Source organism: Streptomyces sp. NPDC111507, assembly GCF_055638955.1.
The window spans coordinates 914,111-930,225 of record NZ_JBVKBU010000001.1 but is presented as its reverse complement, the minus strand read 5'-3'; the positions used below and the strand labels follow the sequence as shown (position 1 = coordinate 930,225).

General features: G+C 70.4%; 12 protein-coding genes and 3 tRNA genes. 6 read left to right on the top strand and 9 right to left on the bottom strand.

The window, feature by feature from the left end:
- Positions 1-103: 103 nt before the first annotated feature.
- The 4 genes from ACZ7M2_RS04185 to ACZ7M2_RS04170 all read right to left on the bottom strand — a co-directional run bounded on the left by ACZ7M2_RS04185 (position 104) and on the right by ACZ7M2_RS04170 (position 5,952).
- On the bottom strand, positions 104-2,032 hold the full coding sequence (locus ACZ7M2_RS04185; protein WP_471594043.1) for an ABC transporter ATP-binding protein: 1,929 nt from the start codon (positions 2,030-2,032) through the stop codon (positions 104-106).
- The gene (locus ACZ7M2_RS04180) at positions 2,032-3,765 is read right to left on the bottom strand and encodes an ABC transporter ATP-binding protein (protein ID WP_403688045.1); all 1,734 of its coding nucleotides are present in this window, start codon (positions 3,763-3,765) and stop codon (positions 2,032-2,034) included. Before ACZ7M2_RS04180 ends, ACZ7M2_RS04185 begins: the two co-directional genes overlap by 1 nt.
- A gap of 215 nt (positions 3,766-3,980) precedes the next feature.
- Positions 3,981-5,435 carry an FGGY family carbohydrate kinase gene (locus tag ACZ7M2_RS04175; protein ID WP_471594042.1) on the bottom strand — a complete coding sequence of 485 codons (1,455 nt, stop codon included), beginning with the start codon at positions 5,433-5,435 and terminating at the stop codon, positions 3,981-3,983.
- A 211-nt stretch (positions 5,436-5,646) separates the two neighbouring features.
- On the bottom strand, positions 5,647-5,952 hold the full coding sequence (locus tag ACZ7M2_RS04170) for a hypothetical protein (RefSeq protein ID WP_054233549.1): 306 nt from the start codon (positions 5,950-5,952) through the stop codon (positions 5,647-5,649).
- A gap of 145 nt (positions 5,953-6,097) precedes the next feature.
- On the opposite strand from ACZ7M2_RS04170, the gene ACZ7M2_RS04165 reads away from it, so the two are divergent.
- The 4 genes from ACZ7M2_RS04165 (at position 6,098) to ACZ7M2_RS04150 (ending at position 7,370) form a co-directional block, all read left to right on the top strand.
- Positions 6,098-6,170: transfer RNA gene (locus ACZ7M2_RS04165), tRNA-Asn, on the top strand.
- A gap of 5 nt (positions 6,171-6,175) precedes the next feature.
- Positions 6,176-6,248: transfer RNA gene (locus ACZ7M2_RS04160), tRNA-Asn, on the top strand.
- Positions 6,249-6,413: 165 nt separating this feature from the next.
- Positions 6,414-6,487, top strand: a tRNA-Ile gene (locus ACZ7M2_RS04155).
- A 385-nt stretch (positions 6,488-6,872) separates the two neighbouring features.
- A complete protein-coding gene (locus ACZ7M2_RS04150) occupies positions 6,873-7,370 on the top strand; it encodes a hypothetical protein (protein ID WP_471594041.1) in 498 nt (165 codons plus the stop codon).
- A 236-nt stretch (positions 7,371-7,606) separates the two neighbouring features.
- On the opposite strand, the gene ACZ7M2_RS04145 is transcribed toward ACZ7M2_RS04150, so the two are convergent.
- A complete protein-coding gene (locus ACZ7M2_RS04145; protein WP_471594040.1) occupies positions 7,607-8,686 on the bottom strand; it encodes a glycoside hydrolase family 5 protein in 1,080 nt (359 codons plus the stop codon).
- A 613-nt stretch (positions 8,687-9,299) separates the two neighbouring features.
- Positions 9,300-10,148, bottom strand: a complete 849-nt coding sequence (locus tag ACZ7M2_RS04140) for an NAD(P)-dependent oxidoreductase (protein ID WP_471594039.1) — start codon at positions 10,146-10,148, stop codon at positions 9,300-9,302.
- 474 nt (positions 10,149-10,622) lie between these two features.
- Here ACZ7M2_RS04140 and ACZ7M2_RS04135 point away from each other — a divergent pair, with 474 nt between their 5' ends.
- Together ACZ7M2_RS04135 and ACZ7M2_RS04130 are read left to right on the top strand one after the other, a co-directional pair.
- Positions 10,623-11,540, top strand: a complete 918-nt coding sequence (locus tag ACZ7M2_RS04135) for a class I SAM-dependent methyltransferase (RefSeq protein ID WP_352046048.1) — start codon at positions 10,623-10,625, stop codon at positions 11,538-11,540.
- Between the two features lie 173 nt (positions 11,541-11,713).
- The gene (locus ACZ7M2_RS04130; protein ID WP_471594038.1) at positions 11,714-12,469 is read left to right on the top strand and encodes an SDR family oxidoreductase; all 756 of its coding nucleotides are present in this window, start codon (positions 11,714-11,716) and stop codon (positions 12,467-12,469) included.
- 15 nt (positions 12,470-12,484) lie between these two features.
- Here ACZ7M2_RS04130 and ACZ7M2_RS04125 read toward each other — a convergent pair whose 3' ends face one another.
- From ACZ7M2_RS04125 to ACZ7M2_RS04115, 3 genes are all read right to left on the bottom strand, one after another.
- Entirely contained in the window at positions 12,485-13,234 is a 750-nt protein-coding gene (locus ACZ7M2_RS04125; protein WP_352046046.1) for an SDR family NAD(P)-dependent oxidoreductase, read from the bottom strand.
- A 99-nt stretch (positions 13,235-13,333) separates the two neighbouring features.
- A complete protein-coding gene (locus ACZ7M2_RS04120) occupies positions 13,334-14,764 on the bottom strand; it encodes a GAF domain-containing protein (RefSeq protein WP_471594037.1) in 1,431 nt (476 codons plus the stop codon).
- 27 nt (positions 14,765-14,791) lie between these two features.
- Entirely contained in the window at positions 14,792-15,829 is a 1,038-nt protein-coding gene (locus ACZ7M2_RS04115) for a rod shape-determining protein (RefSeq protein WP_471594036.1), read from the bottom strand.
- Between the last annotated feature and the right edge of the window lie 286 nt (positions 15,830-16,115).

Here is a 16,115-nt window from a genome sequence, read left to right as displayed (position 1 = left end):
GCCGTGGGGTGGTCCACAGCGGGGCGGAGCCTCCAAGGACGGGATTGGCAGGGGCGGCGGGGGCGAGGAAACACCTCCCCGCGCCCCTGCCCATCCGCAGCTCCTAGTCGACCTCGGCCACCGCCTGGGCGAACTGGGCCTTGTACAGGCGCGCGTACGCCCCGTTCGCCGCCAACAGCTCCGCATGCGCGCCCTGCTCGACGATCGACCCGTTCTCCATCACGAGGATGGTGTCCGCGTCCCGGATCGTGGAGAGCCGGTGGGCGATCACGAACGACGTCCGCCCGTGCGCGAGCTTCGCCATCGCCTTCTGGATCAGCACCTCCGTACGGGTGTCGACGGAACTGGTCGCCTCGTCGAGGACGAGGATCACCGGGTCGGACAGGAACGCCCGCGCGATGGTGATCAGCTGCTTCTCGCCCGCGCTGACCCCCGTCCCCTCGTCGTCGATGACGGTGTCGTAGCCCTCGGGGAGCGTACGGACGAAACGATCCGCGTGCGCGGCCCGCGCCGCCTCCTCGATCTCCCCGCGTGTGACCTCACGCGAGGCCCCGTACGCGATGTTCTCCGCGATCGTGCCGCCGAACAGCCAGGTGTCCTGGAGCACCATCCCGATCCCGGCCCGGAGTTCGTCCCGGGACATGGACGCGATGTCGACCCCGTCGAGGGTGATCCGGCCGCCGGTGACGTCGTAGAACCGCATCAGGAGGTTCACCAGCGTGGTCTTGCCGGCACCGGTCGGGCCGACGATCGCCACCGTGTGGCCCGGCTCCACCTTCAGCGACAGGTCCTCGATGAGCGGCGTCTCGGGGTCGTAGCGGAAGGACACGTTCTCCAGCGCCACCCTCCCGCGCAGCTCGTCGGGGCGCGCCGCCGGCACCGGGTCGGCCTCCTGCTCCTCCGCGTCGAGGAGTTCGAAGATGCGCTCCGCCGACGCGACACCGGACTGCACGAGGTTCGCCATCGAGGCGACCTGCGTCAGCGGCATCGAGAACTGGCGGGAGTACTGGATGAAGGCCTGGACGTCGCCGATCGACAGCGAGCCGGACGCGACGCGCAGACCGCCGACCACCGCCACCAGCACATAGTTCAGGTTCGACACGAACATCATCAGCGGCTGCATGACCCCGCTGTTGAACTGCGCCTTGAACCCGGCCTCGTACAACTTCTCGTTCTGCTCGGCGAACTGCGCCGCCGACTCCTCCTGCCGCCCGAACACCTTCACCAGCGTGTGCCCGGTGTACATCTCCTCGATGTGGGCGTTGAGCTTGCCGGTGGTGCGCCACTGCTGCACGAAGTGCGGCTGCGAGCGCTTGCCGATGCGCGTGGCGACGAAGAAGGAGAGCGGGACCGTGACGAGCGCGACCAGCGCGAGCAGCCATGACACCCAGAACATCATCGCGAGCACGCCGATGATGGTCAGCAGGGAGTTCACCAGCTGGCCCATCGACTGCTGCAGGGTCTGCTGGATGTTGTCGATGTCGTTCGTGGCGCGGCTGAGCACCTCACCGCGCTGGCGCTTGTCGAAGTACGACAGCGGCAGCCGTGAGAGCTTCGCCTGCAGGTCCTCGCGCATGTGGTAGACGGTCTTGTTGACGGCCCGGTTCACCAGGCGCGTCGCCACCGCCATCAGCAGGCCGGCCAGCAGGAACGTGCAGAGCGCGAGCAGCAGTACGTTTCCGACGGCATCGAAGTCGATGCCCTTGCCGGGGGTGAAGTCCGTCCCGGCGAGCATGTCGGCCATGCCGCCCTCACCGCGCCGCCGCATGGAGGCGAGGACCTCGGCCTTGGTGGCGCCGGCCGGCATCTGCCGCCCGATGATGCCCGCGAAGACCAGGTCGGTGGCCCTGCCGAGGATCTTCGGTCCGACCACCGAGAGCCCCACGCTCAGGACGACGGCGACCAGCATCCCGTACATGGTGACGCGTTCGGGTTTGAACTGGGCCAGGAGCCTCTTCCCGGACACCTTGAAATCCATCGAGCGCTGATCGGGGCCGCCCCCGGCCATCATGCGTCCCATGGGCCCGGCCATCAGGCGGCCTCCGCTTCCGTCAGCTGGGAGAGAACGATCTCCCGATAGGTCTCGTTGTCGGCCATGAGCTCGTGGTGACGCCCCGTGCCCACCACCCGGCCCTCGTCGAGGACCACGATCCGGTCCGCGTCCCGAATGGTCGACACCCGCTGGGCGACGATCACCACGGTCGCCTCGGCGGTCTCCTGGGAGAGCGCCGCGCGCAGCGCCGCGTCGGTCGCGTAGTCGAGCGCGGAGAAGGAGTCGTCGAAGAGATAGATCTCGGGGCGCTGGACGAGGGTGCGGGCGATGGCGAGACGCTGGCGCTGACCGCCGGAGACGTTGGTGCCGCCCTGTGCGATCGGCGAGTCCAGGCCGTTCTCCAGCCGCTCCACGAAGCCCTTGGCCTGCGCCACCTCCAGCGCGTGCCACAGCTCCTCGTCGGTCGCGTCCGGATTGCCGTACCGGAGGTTGGTGGCGACCGTCCCCGCGAAGAGGTACGGCTTCTGGGGGACGAGCCCGACCGTCCTGGCGAGCAGCGTCGGCTCGACGGTCGACACGTCCACGCCGTCGACGAGGACTTCTCCGTCGGTGGCGTCGAAGAGCCGGGGCACGAGCCCGAGCAGCGTCGACTTGCCGCTGCCCGTCGACCCGATCACGGCGGTCGTCTCACCCGGCCGCGCCACCAGTTCGATGGACTTCAGGACGGGCTCCTCGGCGCCCGGGTAGCGGAACCCGGCGCCGCGGATCTCCAGGTGGCCGTGGCGCCGCAGCTCCACGACGGGCGCGCTCGGCGGCACGACGCTCGACGAGGTGTCCAGGACCTCTTCGATGCGCTCGGCACAGACCTCCGCGCGCGGCACCATCATGAACATGAAGGTGGCCATCATCACGGACATCACGATCTGCATGAGGTAGGCGAGGAACGCGGTCAGGTCGCCGATCTGCATGCCGCCGCTGGCGATGCGGTGGGCGCCGAACCAGACCACGGCGATCGACGAGAGGTTCACGACGGTCATGACCATCGGGAACATCAGGGCGAGCATCCGGCCGGTACCGAGGGACACCTCGGTCAGCTGGGCGTTCGCGGACTCGAAGCGGTCCTTCTCGTAGTCGTCGCGGACGAAGGCGCGGATGACGCGGTTGCCGGTGATCTGCTCGCGCAGCACCCGGTTCACGGTGTCCAGGCGCACCTGCATGGTCCTGAACAGCGGGCGCAGCCGGCGCACGATCAGGGTCACTCCGATGCCGAGCACCGGCACCACGGCGACCAGGACCGCGGAGAGCGGCACGTCCAGGCCGAGGGCCAGCACGATGCCGCCCACACACATGATCGGCGCCGATACCAGCAGGGTGAACGTCATCAGGGTGAGCATCTGCACCTGCTGGACGTCATTGGTGGTGCGGGTGATCAGGGAGGGGGCCCCGAAGTGGCCCACCTCGCGTGCGGAGAAGGACTGCACCCGGTCGAAGACGGCGGCCCGGATGTCCCGGCCGACGGAGGACGCCGTACGGGCGCCGTAGTAGACGGCGCCGATGTTGCAGAAGACCTGGACCAGCGAGATCCCGATCATCAGGGCACCGAAGGACAGGATGTAACCCGTGTCCCCCTTGACGACACCGTTGTCGATGATGTGTGCGTTCAGGGTCGGCAGGTACAGGGTCGCGCAGGTCTGCAGGAACTGCAGCAGCACGAGGAGAGCGATGGGTTTCTTGTACGGACTGAGGTAGGTCCGAAGCAGTCGTATGAGCACGCGGCTTCTCTCGGAGTCGTCGACGGCAGTGCGGTCGGTGGTGCACCACCCCCTATCGTCGAACACTCCACCCGTGTTACCTCAACCGATTAATCCAAGAGCGGACCAAGAGCGGACCGAAAGCGGACCTTGAGACGTACGTCATAGGGTCCATGTCGGCCTCTACGCCCACCGGAACACCCGTCCGCACCTCCTACGCACCTCCTCCGCGCCCCCTATGCCCGGAACGCCCCCGGATGCGTCTGTTCCCGTACGGACACGTACTGCTGGCGTACGGCCTGACCCACGGCCAGTTCCTCACCGGGCTCCAGAATCTGGGCGACCGCACCCTGCCAGACGGGTGGCAGTTGGGGATCGAGCGCGCCCTGCGAGACGCCGAGGGCCCAGGCCGCCTGACGGGCCGCGCCCAGTGCCGCGTAGTCCGCCGGCTGGGGGACGACGACCTGCGCGCCGAACAGCGCGGGCGCCGCGGCCTGCACGGCCGGCAGCTCGGCGGCCGCCCCGAGCAGGAACACCCGCCGTACGTCCACGCCGCGCCCGCGCAGCACGTCGAGCGCGTCCGCGAGCCCGCACAGCATGCCCTCGAAGGCGGCCCGCGCCAGGTGTTCGGGCCGCATCGACTCGCGCCGCAGTCCCGCGAGCGTCCCGGCGGTGTGCGGCAGGTTCGGGGTCCGCTCGCCCTCCAGGTACGGCAGCAGGACCAGCCCGTGGGAGCCCGGCGTGGACTTCATCGCCAGCTCGGACAGGCTCTCCAGGTCGGGCAGGCCGAGCAGTTCGACGGCGCCGCGCAGGGTCCGTACGGCGTTGAGGGTGGTCACCACCGGCAGATGCATGCCGGTCGCGTCCGCCAGTGAGGTGATCATGCCGGAGGAGTCGACCAGCGCCTCGGGGTGTACGGCCATCACGGACCCGGAGGCGCCGAGGGACACGACCGCGTCCCCGAGCCCGATACCGAGCCCGAAGGCCGCGGCCATGGTCTCTCCGGTGCCCGCGGAGATCAGCAGTCCCTCGGGTGTCGTCCCCGCCGCCTCGGACGGGCCCAGCACGTCGGGCAGCGTGGCCTGGTGGCCGAGCGCGAGCTCGACGAGATCCGGCCGGTAGCCGCCGGTAGCCGCCGACCAGTAGCCGGTCCCGGAGGCCCCGCCCCGGTCGGTGGTCCGCCGCATCGGCCGCCCGAGCAACTGCCACACCAGCCAGTCGTGCGCCTGCAGCAGCACGGCGGTGCGCAGCGCGGCGTCGGGCTCGGTCTTGTTCAGCCAGCGCAGCTTGGTCACCGGCTGGGCGGCCTGCGGCACGTGCCCCACGGCCTGCGCCCATGCCTCGCGTCCGCCGAGCGCGTCGACGAGATCGGCGGCGGCGACCTGTGCGCGCTTGTCACCGCCGACCATGGCCGGCCGCACCGTGTTGCCCTGCGTGTCCAGCGGAACGAGCGCGTTCTGCTGCGCGGAGACGCCGATGGCCTGCACGCCTTCGAGGAGCCCGCCGCCGGCCGCCTCGCCCAGGGACAGCAGCCAGGCCTGCGGATCGACATCGGAAGGACGGCCGCCGCCCTCGGTGGTTTCCACCGGATGCGGGGCATATCCCTGCCTGAGCACGGCTCCCGTGTCCGTGTCGCAGACGACGATACGAGTGAAATCGGGCGAACTGTCCAACCCGGCGACTATCCCCATGGCGGAAATTCTGCCGTACGGCGGGGGATGGGCGCGCCGGGCCGGGCGGTAGGGGCCGGCTCACGGGGTGCCCGCCGGGCCGGGGCGCAGGTCGGACGGGGTGGCGCGTTCGCCGACCCCGTCAGGGATCCTCTCGCCCTGCCTGCCGTGGTCGTTCGGCTTTCGGCCGGTGGGGGCTGATCGGGTGGTTCCCCGCGCCTCTCGCGGGGCCCTAGGTGTTGCTGGTGCCCCAGTCGTCCTCGCGGGTGCCGTTGGTGTTGCGTTCGCGCAGCGAGCGGACGCGGGCCGTGACCGAGTCGGGGACGTGGTCGCCCACCTTCTCGCCGACCGTGTGGAACGCCTTGCCCGCGATCTCGCGCCCCTGCTGGGCGGCGGTCTCGGCGGTGTTGCGCACCGCGGGGTTCTGCGCGACCTGGCGCGCGGACTTCTTCAGCTGCTCGTAGCGCTCGCGCCCGGCGCGCGTGCCGAGCACGTAACCCAGAGCCAGTCCGGCGACGAATGTGAGCCGGTAGCGCATGGCGGCCACCCTTCCCTTGCGTCGGCATCGGTGCGGGGGGAACCGATTGGCGGAGCACCCCCCTGCTTGCGCTAATGTATGTGTCGCAGCGAGCACACGCCCCCTGGCGAATACCCGGGTAGGTGCGTTCGATGCAACGAGGCAATCCTCCGTAGCTCAATTGGCAGAGCAGCCGGCTGTTAACCGGCAGGTTACTGGTTCGAGTCCAGTCGGGGGAGCTCGATCTCCTGTAGCTCAATTGGCAGAGCAGCCGGCTGTTAACCGGCAGGTTACTGGTTCGAGTCCAGTCGGGAGAGCAACGGAAGAGGACCCCTCAGGGGTCCTTTTTCATGTCCGGCGGAACCGCGCAGGCCATGCCGAAGTCCTCATGGTCATGCGTTGCCGACCATCCGAAGCAGGAGATCGTATGAGCGGCTATGCTGCGGCAGACGGCGCGCACAAATGTGCGCGACGCGCCGTAAGGGGCGGTAGCTCAGCCGGTTAGAGCAGCGGACTCATAATCCGTCGGCCGTGGGTTCGAGTCCCACCCGCCCCACTCCGCGCTACGCGTGCAGAATCGATCTGACCAGCAACCTCGCTGGCAGGTCCGGTGAGTTGAAGGATCCTGGCGGCTCTGCCCGATCAGGGTGTCACGATCGTGCGGACAAATCGCGGACGCGCGTCACGCGGCGGGACGAAGTCCCTCGTCCGGACCATCGTCCTCGGCTTCGGAGTCTGCCTCGGTGGCCGCGTCCAGGTCCTCCGGCCGGGACTGCGCGTCCCGTTCGGGCTCTTTCTTCCTGGGCCGCGGTACGGCCACGACGGTGGATTCCGCGCCTCGCCCAGTAGCGCCGGTGTCGCAGACAGGTGCCGTGTGTCGTGACAGCTGGGGCAACAGTGGATAAGGCGCTTCCCGGCGGAGTCGAGAAATGGTGAGCCGGATGATTCGACTGCGCGTACTCGTCGGCGTGTCCGCCCTGCTTACGACCGTGTCCGCCTGCACGTCGTCGCAGCCGTGCGCCCGGGTCGGTGTCACGTCAGAGGTGGGCGTGATGTTCCTGCGGGAGGGATACGGCGATCTCGTCGGCGCCTCCTACGAGTTGTGTGCGCGGGGCACGTGCGCGAAGGGTGAGCTGCGGCAGGAGGACGTCACGCGCGTGCATCTCGGGCTCCCGGACGACGTGGACCCGGACGGCGGCACGGTGCGCTTCCGGGTCACCCCGAAGGGGAGCACCAGCCCTGAGATCGACGCGTCCACCGACGTGAAGCTCATCCGCCAGTCCGACGGCTGCGGCGGCGGTGCCTACGGCCGGGGGCTGGCCTTCACCAAGAAGGAGGGCCTGACCACGAAGACCCCGCCGAGCGTGACGGCGGCGTGGCGCCGGCACCTCAAGGAGCTCGCCGCACCGTCCGCCGGGGCGACGACCGAGTCGCCCTGAGCCACCCGCGGCCCTCCCCGCCCCCGTCCGGGGGTGAGGTTCCGCTCTCGCGCCGAGATCCCCGCACGACTCGTCGTCCGGCGGCCGTGGGTTCGAGTCCCGCCCGCCGCGTTCGTGGGGTGCCGGCAACGAGGTCGCGACCCCCGGAACTGATCCGGGGGCCGCGGTCGTGCGGTGCGCGTTCTTTGCACCCGTCCGGGGGAACGGCCGGGGAATCGCCGTTCCCTGGTATGACGTCAGTTCTGGACGGGCTTCCCGCGGCCCCAGGCCCAGGCGAGGCGGTCGGCGCCGGACTGGTTGGTGGTGGCGAGCCACGGGCGGGCGGGGTCACCCGTCAGGGTCTGCAGGGAGTACGTGTCGTCGGTGCGCAGGCCGGGCCAGTAGACGGAGCCCATCTTCAGCTGGCGGAAGGTGTCGGTGACGGCCTGGACGTAGTTGACGTAGTTGTTGGAGGCGTCCGGCTTGTTGTAGTCGAGGCCGGTGGTCATCGGGGCGCCGAACTCGTCGGCGACGGTACGGCCCGCGCAGTCACCGATGCGCTCCTTGAGGTCGGACACCCACTGGTCGTAGGTGGCGTAGTCCTTCCAGAAGCCGTAGTGGTGCAGGGAGAGGTAGGTGCCCTTCAGGCGCGGGTCGGCGCAGACGGACGTGACGTGGTCGTTGTAGCCGGCGCCGCTGACGAACACCCGGTCGCGCGGGACGGAGGGGTAGGTGGCCAGCCACTTCGCCGCGATGTCGGCCCACTCGGTGTCGGTGTAGCCGTGGGGCTCGTTCATCGGCTCGAAGTAGACCTGCTTGTCGTTCTTGTAGGTCTTGACCACCGTGTTCCACATGGGCCAGAAGGTGGCGGGGTCGTCGATGAAGCCGTCCTTGCGGGCGCCCGTGCCCTCCCAGTAGGAGACGATGACCTTGAAGCCCTTGTCCGACGCGGCGTCGATGACCCCACGGTAGGATTTCCAGTACGAGCCGTTGACCGTGTACGGGTTGATGGGCAGCCGGACGGTGTTGGCGCCGAGGTTCGCGCGGAACGCCGAGATGATCCGGCTGGCCTTGGCGTAGGTCCGGGCGTAGCTGTCGGAGGTCGACAGGCCGGACAGTACGACCGGGTCGTCGGCGAAGTTGTCACGCGGGTCGGCCCAGTTCACGCCCTTGAACTGGGCCGTGTCCTTGCCCGGCGCGGCGTGGGCGGGGCCGCCGGCGACGGCCGTGCCGCTGGTCGCGGCGACTGCGGTGCCGCTGGTGCCGGCGATCAGGAGCGCCACGAAGGCGGCGCGCAGGCGGGGCGAGAGGCGGGTTCTGGCGGGGGTAGTGCGCATCGACTTGCCCTTTCAGGTGACTGCGGCTCAGCGCCCGGCGGAGCCTGCGCGGGGCTGGGTGGCCGTCGGAAGGTTCGCCGGGCCGGACGGGACGCGGGGTGCGTCGGCTCGCCGTCATGGGCCCGGTGACGACCGGTGCTGTATCGGCGGTGCTTCATCAGTGGCGCTGCATCGGTGGCTCTGCACCGGTGGTGCTCCACCGGTGTGGGGGAGGGTGTGCGGGGCTGTCCTGTCGCCCGCGCGGGTGGGCCTCGGTGTACTCAAGGCAGGTGCGAGGCGCGGTTCTCGTGCCGTCTCGGCTTCGACGGCCACCGGGCGCCGTGCACCCTCGCCCGCGGCGCTGAGCCCATCCGTCCGCTCCTCCCTGATCCACCGACCGGAACGCTATGTTTACGTAAACATCGGCCGGCGCGGCGAGGCCTGAACTCATGGCCGGGGCTGGGTCGGTGGCGATGTTTACGTAAACATGGCGGCGCCGGAATCGTGGCACTCGGGACAGTGATCGTCAAGGTTTCCCGCACGTGACGTCGGTGGGCTCCTGTGGTGGATTCCCGGCGCCGGGGCGAGCGGGGTGAGAGAGGGCTGAGAGGCGGTGAAGTGACGGAACGGGACGTCAGTCCTGGTCATCCGGTGTGTGGAGGTGGGCGAGGACCTTCTCCAGGGGGAGGTCGAAGCGGTCCTTGTCGGCGGTCCAGTGACGCAGAACCGTGGCGCTGGCCTCGGCCAGGTCGGGCGGGAGGCCGGTGGAGCGGAGGGTGGCGGCGATCTCCTCCATCTCGGGGGCCCAACGCCAGGCGCGGGCCGCGACGCTGGGCAGGTACTCCACTTCGGCGAGAATCCTGGAGGTGATCGACTCGGCCTCCAGGGTCAGTTCGGCATCCACACCGTGACGCGTGGCGAGCGCGTGCGAGACGGCGGCCAGGGCGCGGGCGGACTTCTGGAAGGAGGCGAAGGCCATCTTCAGCGCCGACGCGGCGCCGACCCCGGCGTCGAGCGGTCTGGCGAGCACGGCGGTGCCCGCGAACACCGCGGCCACCCGGCCGACGGCCTCCTGTTCGCCGCTCAGGTAGAGCCGCGGGGTGCTGTCCGCTCCGGGGGGAGCGCCGATGATCGAGCCGTCGACCATGACGACGCCGCGTTCGCGGCAGGCTGCGTCGATACGGAGGGCCCGGTCGGGGCTGATGGCGTTCGCCTCCACGTAGACACCGGTGAAGGCGTATTCGAGGACCTCGCGTGCGACGTCCTCCGCCGCGTGCGGTGGGCAGATCGACAGGACCAGGTCGCTGACGGCCAGGGCGGACCCGAGTGATGCGGCCGCCTCCAGGCCGGCCTTCCCGGCCCGTTCGACGCTGGCGGAACCACGGCCGGTGGGGACGTGGAGCACCCGGGTCCCGGCGCGGTGTGCCTGGGCGCCGACCATCGCGCCCATGGCGCCGGGGTGCAGGAGTGTCACGGTCGTCATGAGCGGTCCTCGTGGAGTCGGGGGAGACGAATGGGGGAGAGGCAGGTGCCGGGGGAGACGGATGGGGGAGACGGGTGACGGGGGAGATGGATGAGGGGGAGGCAAATGGCGGGGGGAGATGGATGAGACGGCGGTGGACGACGGGAGAGAGCTCCACGGTACGAGGAAGATCCACCGGGCGCGGGGTGTCGCGGCCCGACCCCGCTCCGTGACCCCCGCTCCCTCCTGACCCGTCATTCAGCTGGCGGCGCGTCACATATCGGCGCACGTAACCCTCCCGTGGTCCAAGCATCATTCACACGTTCCCTTTTGGGAGGCCGGTGTTCGCTGTGATTTATCTGTGGGACGTTTACGCTTTACCGTCCTTTGGGCGTTGGGTCCCCACTGCGCAGCCCGGTCGTCATCAGGGTGTGCACACCTTCTGTCCCCCCGTGTACGCAGCACTTCTCCTATACCTGCGAGGGTCAAAGAGCCATGCGAGCGTTCCTCACCACCAAGGCCGCCAGGCGCGCCCTGCGTCCGATCGCCGACCTCATCGATCAGCGCATCGAACGCCAGATCCGCCGTTCCATCGGGGACGGATCCGAAGGCGGGCTCCAGCGCGAGCTGGCGACACTGCGCAATCGTCAGCGTCCCCTCGAACTGCTGATCGACGGGACGGGGCGCGGCGTGTCGCGCATGCCGGCCCAGATCCATCTCGACCGTGCCATCGAGGAGTTGGCGCAGGTGAGCGGAGACAAGAGCGGGGCGGAGCGGAACATCTCCCAGGCGTTCCGGCTGCTCATCGCTCTGGAGGCGCTCGGGGTCGGCCGAATCGCCGGCGGCACCATGAACATCTGCGGCAAGCTCTCCGCCGTCCCGCTGCTCGACCCGCCGAACGACGAGATCCTCGAGATCGGCACCCTGTACGGGATGTTCGGCGCGGCCCTGATCCGGATGATGGAGCGCGCGGGACGCGACCCGCGTCTGACGATCGTGGACCCGCTCGCGGGCCTCCAGTTGCAGCCCGGCACCACCGAGGGGGCCGACCCGACGGGCACTCCCGTGCGCGGCGCCGCGGTGCGCGCCAATCTGGCCCTGGTCGGCGCGGCCGGTGCCGCGGCCCGCGTCCAGCAGGGCTTCTCCGAGGACCCCGAGGTGCGCGCCCTGGTCTCCGACCGTTCCTACGGGGTGATCATCGTCGACGGTGACCACTCCGCCTCGGGTGTCGCCGCGGACCTGGAGTGGGCCGAGCAGATCGTCGCGCCCGGCGGGATCGTCGTACTCGACGACTTCGGGCACCCCAAGTGGCCCGGCATCAAGGAGGCCTTCGACAAGCACATGGCCACCGACACCCGGCTGACGTTCCTCGGGCAGGTGGCGAACTCGGGGTATCTGCGCGCGAGCGCGTAGCCATGAGCGTGTGGGCGTAGCCATGAGTGTGTAGGCGTCGGCGTGTGCGTGTTGGGCGTCGGCGTGCGCGCGTGAGTATGCACAGAGGCGTTGCAGGGGGTCTGCCCATCGGCCTCGACTCGTGATAGAAGCGGCGGAAGGGGATTGTCGGATACTGAGAATGGGGTTCTGGCATGAAGGCTGTCGTGGTCGGGGCGTCGAGTGGACTGGGTCGCTGCATCGGGGTCGATCTCGGGCGCCGCGGCGACCGGGTCGCCCTGCTGGCACGCCGGCGCGACCGGCTGGTCGACGCGGCGAAGGAGGCGGGCCCGGACGCGCTCGCCGTCGCCTGTGACGTGACCGACGAGTCGTCCTGCCGGGCGGCGGTCGAGGAGGCTGCCGCCGGGATGGGCGGCATCGACGCGCTCGTCTACGCCACCGGCATCGGCCCCCTCGCCCCGGTCGAGAAGCTCGACGCCGACGCCTGGCGCCACGCCATGGACACCAATGTGATCGGCGCGGCGCTGGTCACGAGCGCCGCGCTCCCGCATCTGACGAAGTCGGGCGGCGTCGCCGCCTACCTGTCCTCCATCGGCGGCTCGCTCACGCCGTCCTGGCCGGGGTTCGCGGCCTATCACGTGAGCAAGGCGGCCCTGGAGAAGCTCGTCGAGGCCTTCCGCGTCGAACACCCGAGCGTGGGCTTCACCCGGTTCGTGGTCGGGGACTGCGCGGGCGGGGAAGGGGACTCCAGGACCGGGTTCAGCGACGGCTGGGACCGGGAGTACGCGGCCCAGGTCTACCCGGTCTGGCGGCAGCGCGGCTATCTGACGGGTTCCCTGCTCGACGTGGCGGAGTTCCTCCGTGTCCTCGACGTCGTACTGCGCTGCGGCGGCACCATCCCGGAGGTGACCGTGACGCCGCGCCCGCCCGTCCAGGCGTCCGGGGCCTGATCCAGCAGACAGGCTCTAACGGCCCAGCGCCGCACCCCCGTTGATGTGCAGCAACTGCCCCGTCAGGTACGCCGCCTCCGGTGACGCCACGTACCGGACGGCGGCGGCGATCTCGGAAGGGTGACCCGGCTTGCCGGTCAGGGTCTGGCCGACCCGGGAGGCGATGAACTCCGGTGTCGCGCGGGCGCCGAAGAACTCCGTGTCGCCGACGAAACCAGGGGCGACCGCGTTCACGGTGATGCCCTCGGGGCCGACGCGCTGCGCGAGGGCGTAGGTGTACGTGTTGACCCAGGCCTTGGAGCCGCCGTACGAGCCGGGCCCGCGCAGCGAGGCGATGGAGGAGAGCTGCACGATACGGCCACCGGGGCGACGCATGTGGGGGAGCAGGGCCTCGGTGAGCAGCACCGCGGTCAGCACATTGGCGTCGAAGTTGTCGCGGTAGCTGTCCGCGAGGGAGGCGAGCGTGCCGTCGGGCTCACGGGCCACGTTGCCGCCCGCGTTGGCCACCAGCACGTCCACCGGGGTCTCGTCCGCCGTGATGAAATCCCTTGCCCTGCCCACCTGTTCGGGGTCGGCGAGGTCCGCCGCGCACCAGCTCGCCGTCGACTCGCCGTACTGACCGTTCAAGGTGTCGGCAGCCTTGCGCAACACGTCCTCGCGGCGGCCGAGGAGCACCACCCGGTCCCCGTCCGCGGCGAACGCCTCCGCCGTCGCCAGGCCGATCCCGGTACCGCCGCCTGACACCACCACACGTCGCTGAGTCATGGCCATCCCGTCCTCGGATGTGAATATTGGTCATGTGGGCGTACGGGCTGCGACGCTACGGAGGCCCTGAGGGGACGTCAAGTGGCTGGTGGACGCGGCTCACAGGGGCGACTGCCAGGTGACCGTCGTACCCGCGCCGCTGTCGTCGAAGACCGTCAGGCGGACCCCGGGGCGTCCGTCGGGGAGGTTCGCCGTCACGTCGACCGTGATCTCGACGCGGGAGACACCGGCGCGGCGGGAGGCGGCGGCCAGGGCGCGGCGCAGTGCGGTGAGCAGCCGGCCGGCGACGGGCTCCGCGAGAAGGTTGTCCACCGCGCCGGTGAACCGGGTGGACGGCCGGAAACCCAGCACCGCGCCCGCGCCCGCCGCCTCGCGCAGGACCTTGCCGCGGAAGGTGGTGGGGGCGTCGGCCGGCGGCTGCTGGAGCGCGAAGATCGCCGTGCGGACCTCCTGGACGGTGGAATGGAGTTCGTCGACGGCACGGCCGAGCATCGCGTGCACAGCCCTGTCCGCATCGCTCGTTCCGGCGCTCCTGCGCTGTGTGGACTCCAGCATCATGCCGGTCGCGAACAGCCGCTGGACGACGAGGTCGTGCAGGTCGCGGGCGATCCGGTCGCGGTCCTCGTAGACCGCGAGCCGCTCCCTGCTGTGCCGGGCCTCGGCGTGCACCAGCGCCAGCGCGGCCTGTGAGGCGAACTGGGTGGCGAGCAGGCGCTCCACCGCGGTGTAGGGACGGCCGCCGCGCCGGCGGGGGAGGGCGAGGGTGCCGAGGAGACGGCCGCCCGCCTGGAGCGGCAGCATCATGCTCGGCCCGAACCGGTGCCGTACGTGCGTGGTCATCCGGGGGTCGGTCGCCGTGTCGTCGATGAACACCGGTTCACCGCCGAGGAGTTGTTCGAGAACGGGGCTGCCCGGCTCGATCACGGTGCCGACGATGTCACCGGGGTCGTCGAGCGTGGAGGCGGTGACGATCTCCATGCCGCCGCTCTCGGTGGGCTCGAGGATGACACCGGCCGAGGCCTCGGCCAGGCGCCGGGCCCGTTCGGCGACCGTCATCAGCGCGTCGGCGGCGCTCTCGCCGCTGAGCAGCGCGGTGGTGACGGCCGCCGCGCCCTCGATCCAGCGCTCACGCTGCCGTGCCGTCTCGTACAGCCGGGCGTTGCCGATCGCGATGCCGGCCTGGGTCGCCAGGACCCGTACGAGTTGCTCGTCCTCGTCCGTGAACGGGCCGTCGCGCTTCCCGGCGAGGCGCAGGTCGCCGAAGACCTCGTCGTCGACGTGGATCGGCACGACCAGTTCCGGCGACTCCGGCCATTCCGGTGGCTCCGGCGGCTCGGGCCGGTCCGCCGTACGGATCCCCCTGAGCCCGTCCCGTCCCGGATCGGTCATCTCCAGCGCCGCGTACCGGGCCTCCGTGAGCTCGGCGGCGGCGTCCACGATGTGCTGGAGCGTGGCCCGCAGTTCGAGGTCGGTACCGACGCTGAGGACGGCTTCCAGGAGCGACGGCAGGCGGGGGACCAGGTCGTGCATACCGGGGACTTGTTCCGGGCCCGGCCGTCAGAGCGCCAGCGGGTCCAGCATCAGCGGCTCGATCTTGCCCTCCAGCATGTAGCCAAGACCCTGCACCGCGCACACGTCGGGACGCTCGGCGATGTGCACCGGCATGCCCGTCGCCTGCCGCAGCATCTGATCGAGGCCCGGCAGCAGCGCGCTGCCGCCGACCATCATGATGCCGCGGTCGGCGAGGTCGGCCACCAGGTCGGGCGGGCAGGCCCGCAGCACCTTCCCGATCCCGTCCAGTACGGCGGTCAGCGGGGTCTGGATGGCATCGCGTACGGCGGCGGTGTCGACCTGTACGGACCGGGCGAGGCCGGTCGCCACGTCCCGCCCGTGGATCTCCGTGGACGCCGGGCCGTGCGGGGTGAGCCCATTGCCGGAGAGGGCGAGCTGCAGGGGCCGCACCGACTGCGAAGGAAGCATCAGCTCGTGCTGGTGGCGCAGGTGCTGCACGATCGCGCGGTCGACGGCCTCGCCGCCCACCGGAATACGCTCGGCGGTCACGATGGACCCCAGGGACAGCACGGCGACCTGGGTGGCGGCCGCCCCGCACACCATGATCATGGTGGCTTCCGGCTGTTCGACGGGCAGCCCGCACCCGACGGCGGCGGCGATCAGCGTGTCGACCAGCTCGACCCGCCGCGCCCCCAGCCCGACCAGCGTCTCGATCGCGGCGCGCTGCGCCAGCGGATCCGCGTCGTGCGGGGTGCAGGCCGCGGCGCGCAGCCGGGGCTTGCGGCGCAGGGAGCGGCGGACCTTGTCGCCGAGCAACTGGCGCAGCATGCGCTGGGCCATCTCGATGTCGACGACCGTGCCGCCGGACACCGGCCGCATGACCCGGATGTAGTCGGGGGTACGGCCCGTCATCTTCTCCGCGAACTCGCCGACCGCGATCAGGGCGCCGTTCTTGGTGTTGATCGCGGCGACACTCGGCTGATCGACGACCAGCCCCGCGCCCTTCACATACACCCGGGTCCGGGCCGCGCCCAGGTCGACGGCGAAGTGGCAGCGGCGCAAGCGCTCGAGACTGGCGGTCATGGCAGGTCCTCCCGAGAGCAGGCCGTGGGGGCTCCGCCGAGTGGCGGTCCTTCCTCGCATCGTGGACGGGCGCCGGACCAGGCGCCTTTCGTAGGGGGCCGGGCGGGGTGCCGCTGGATGGGTGGACTTGTCCGGATGCGGGATGGGCGGTCCTGTCCGGATGAGTGATCCCGGTGTACTGGCGGAAACCCGCCAGGGCAGTTTCTCGCCAGGTTCCGTCAACTCCCGTGCACCACCGGCCCCCCGAAACTCTTCGCAGCACCGGAGCCACCACGTGCCGACGAGG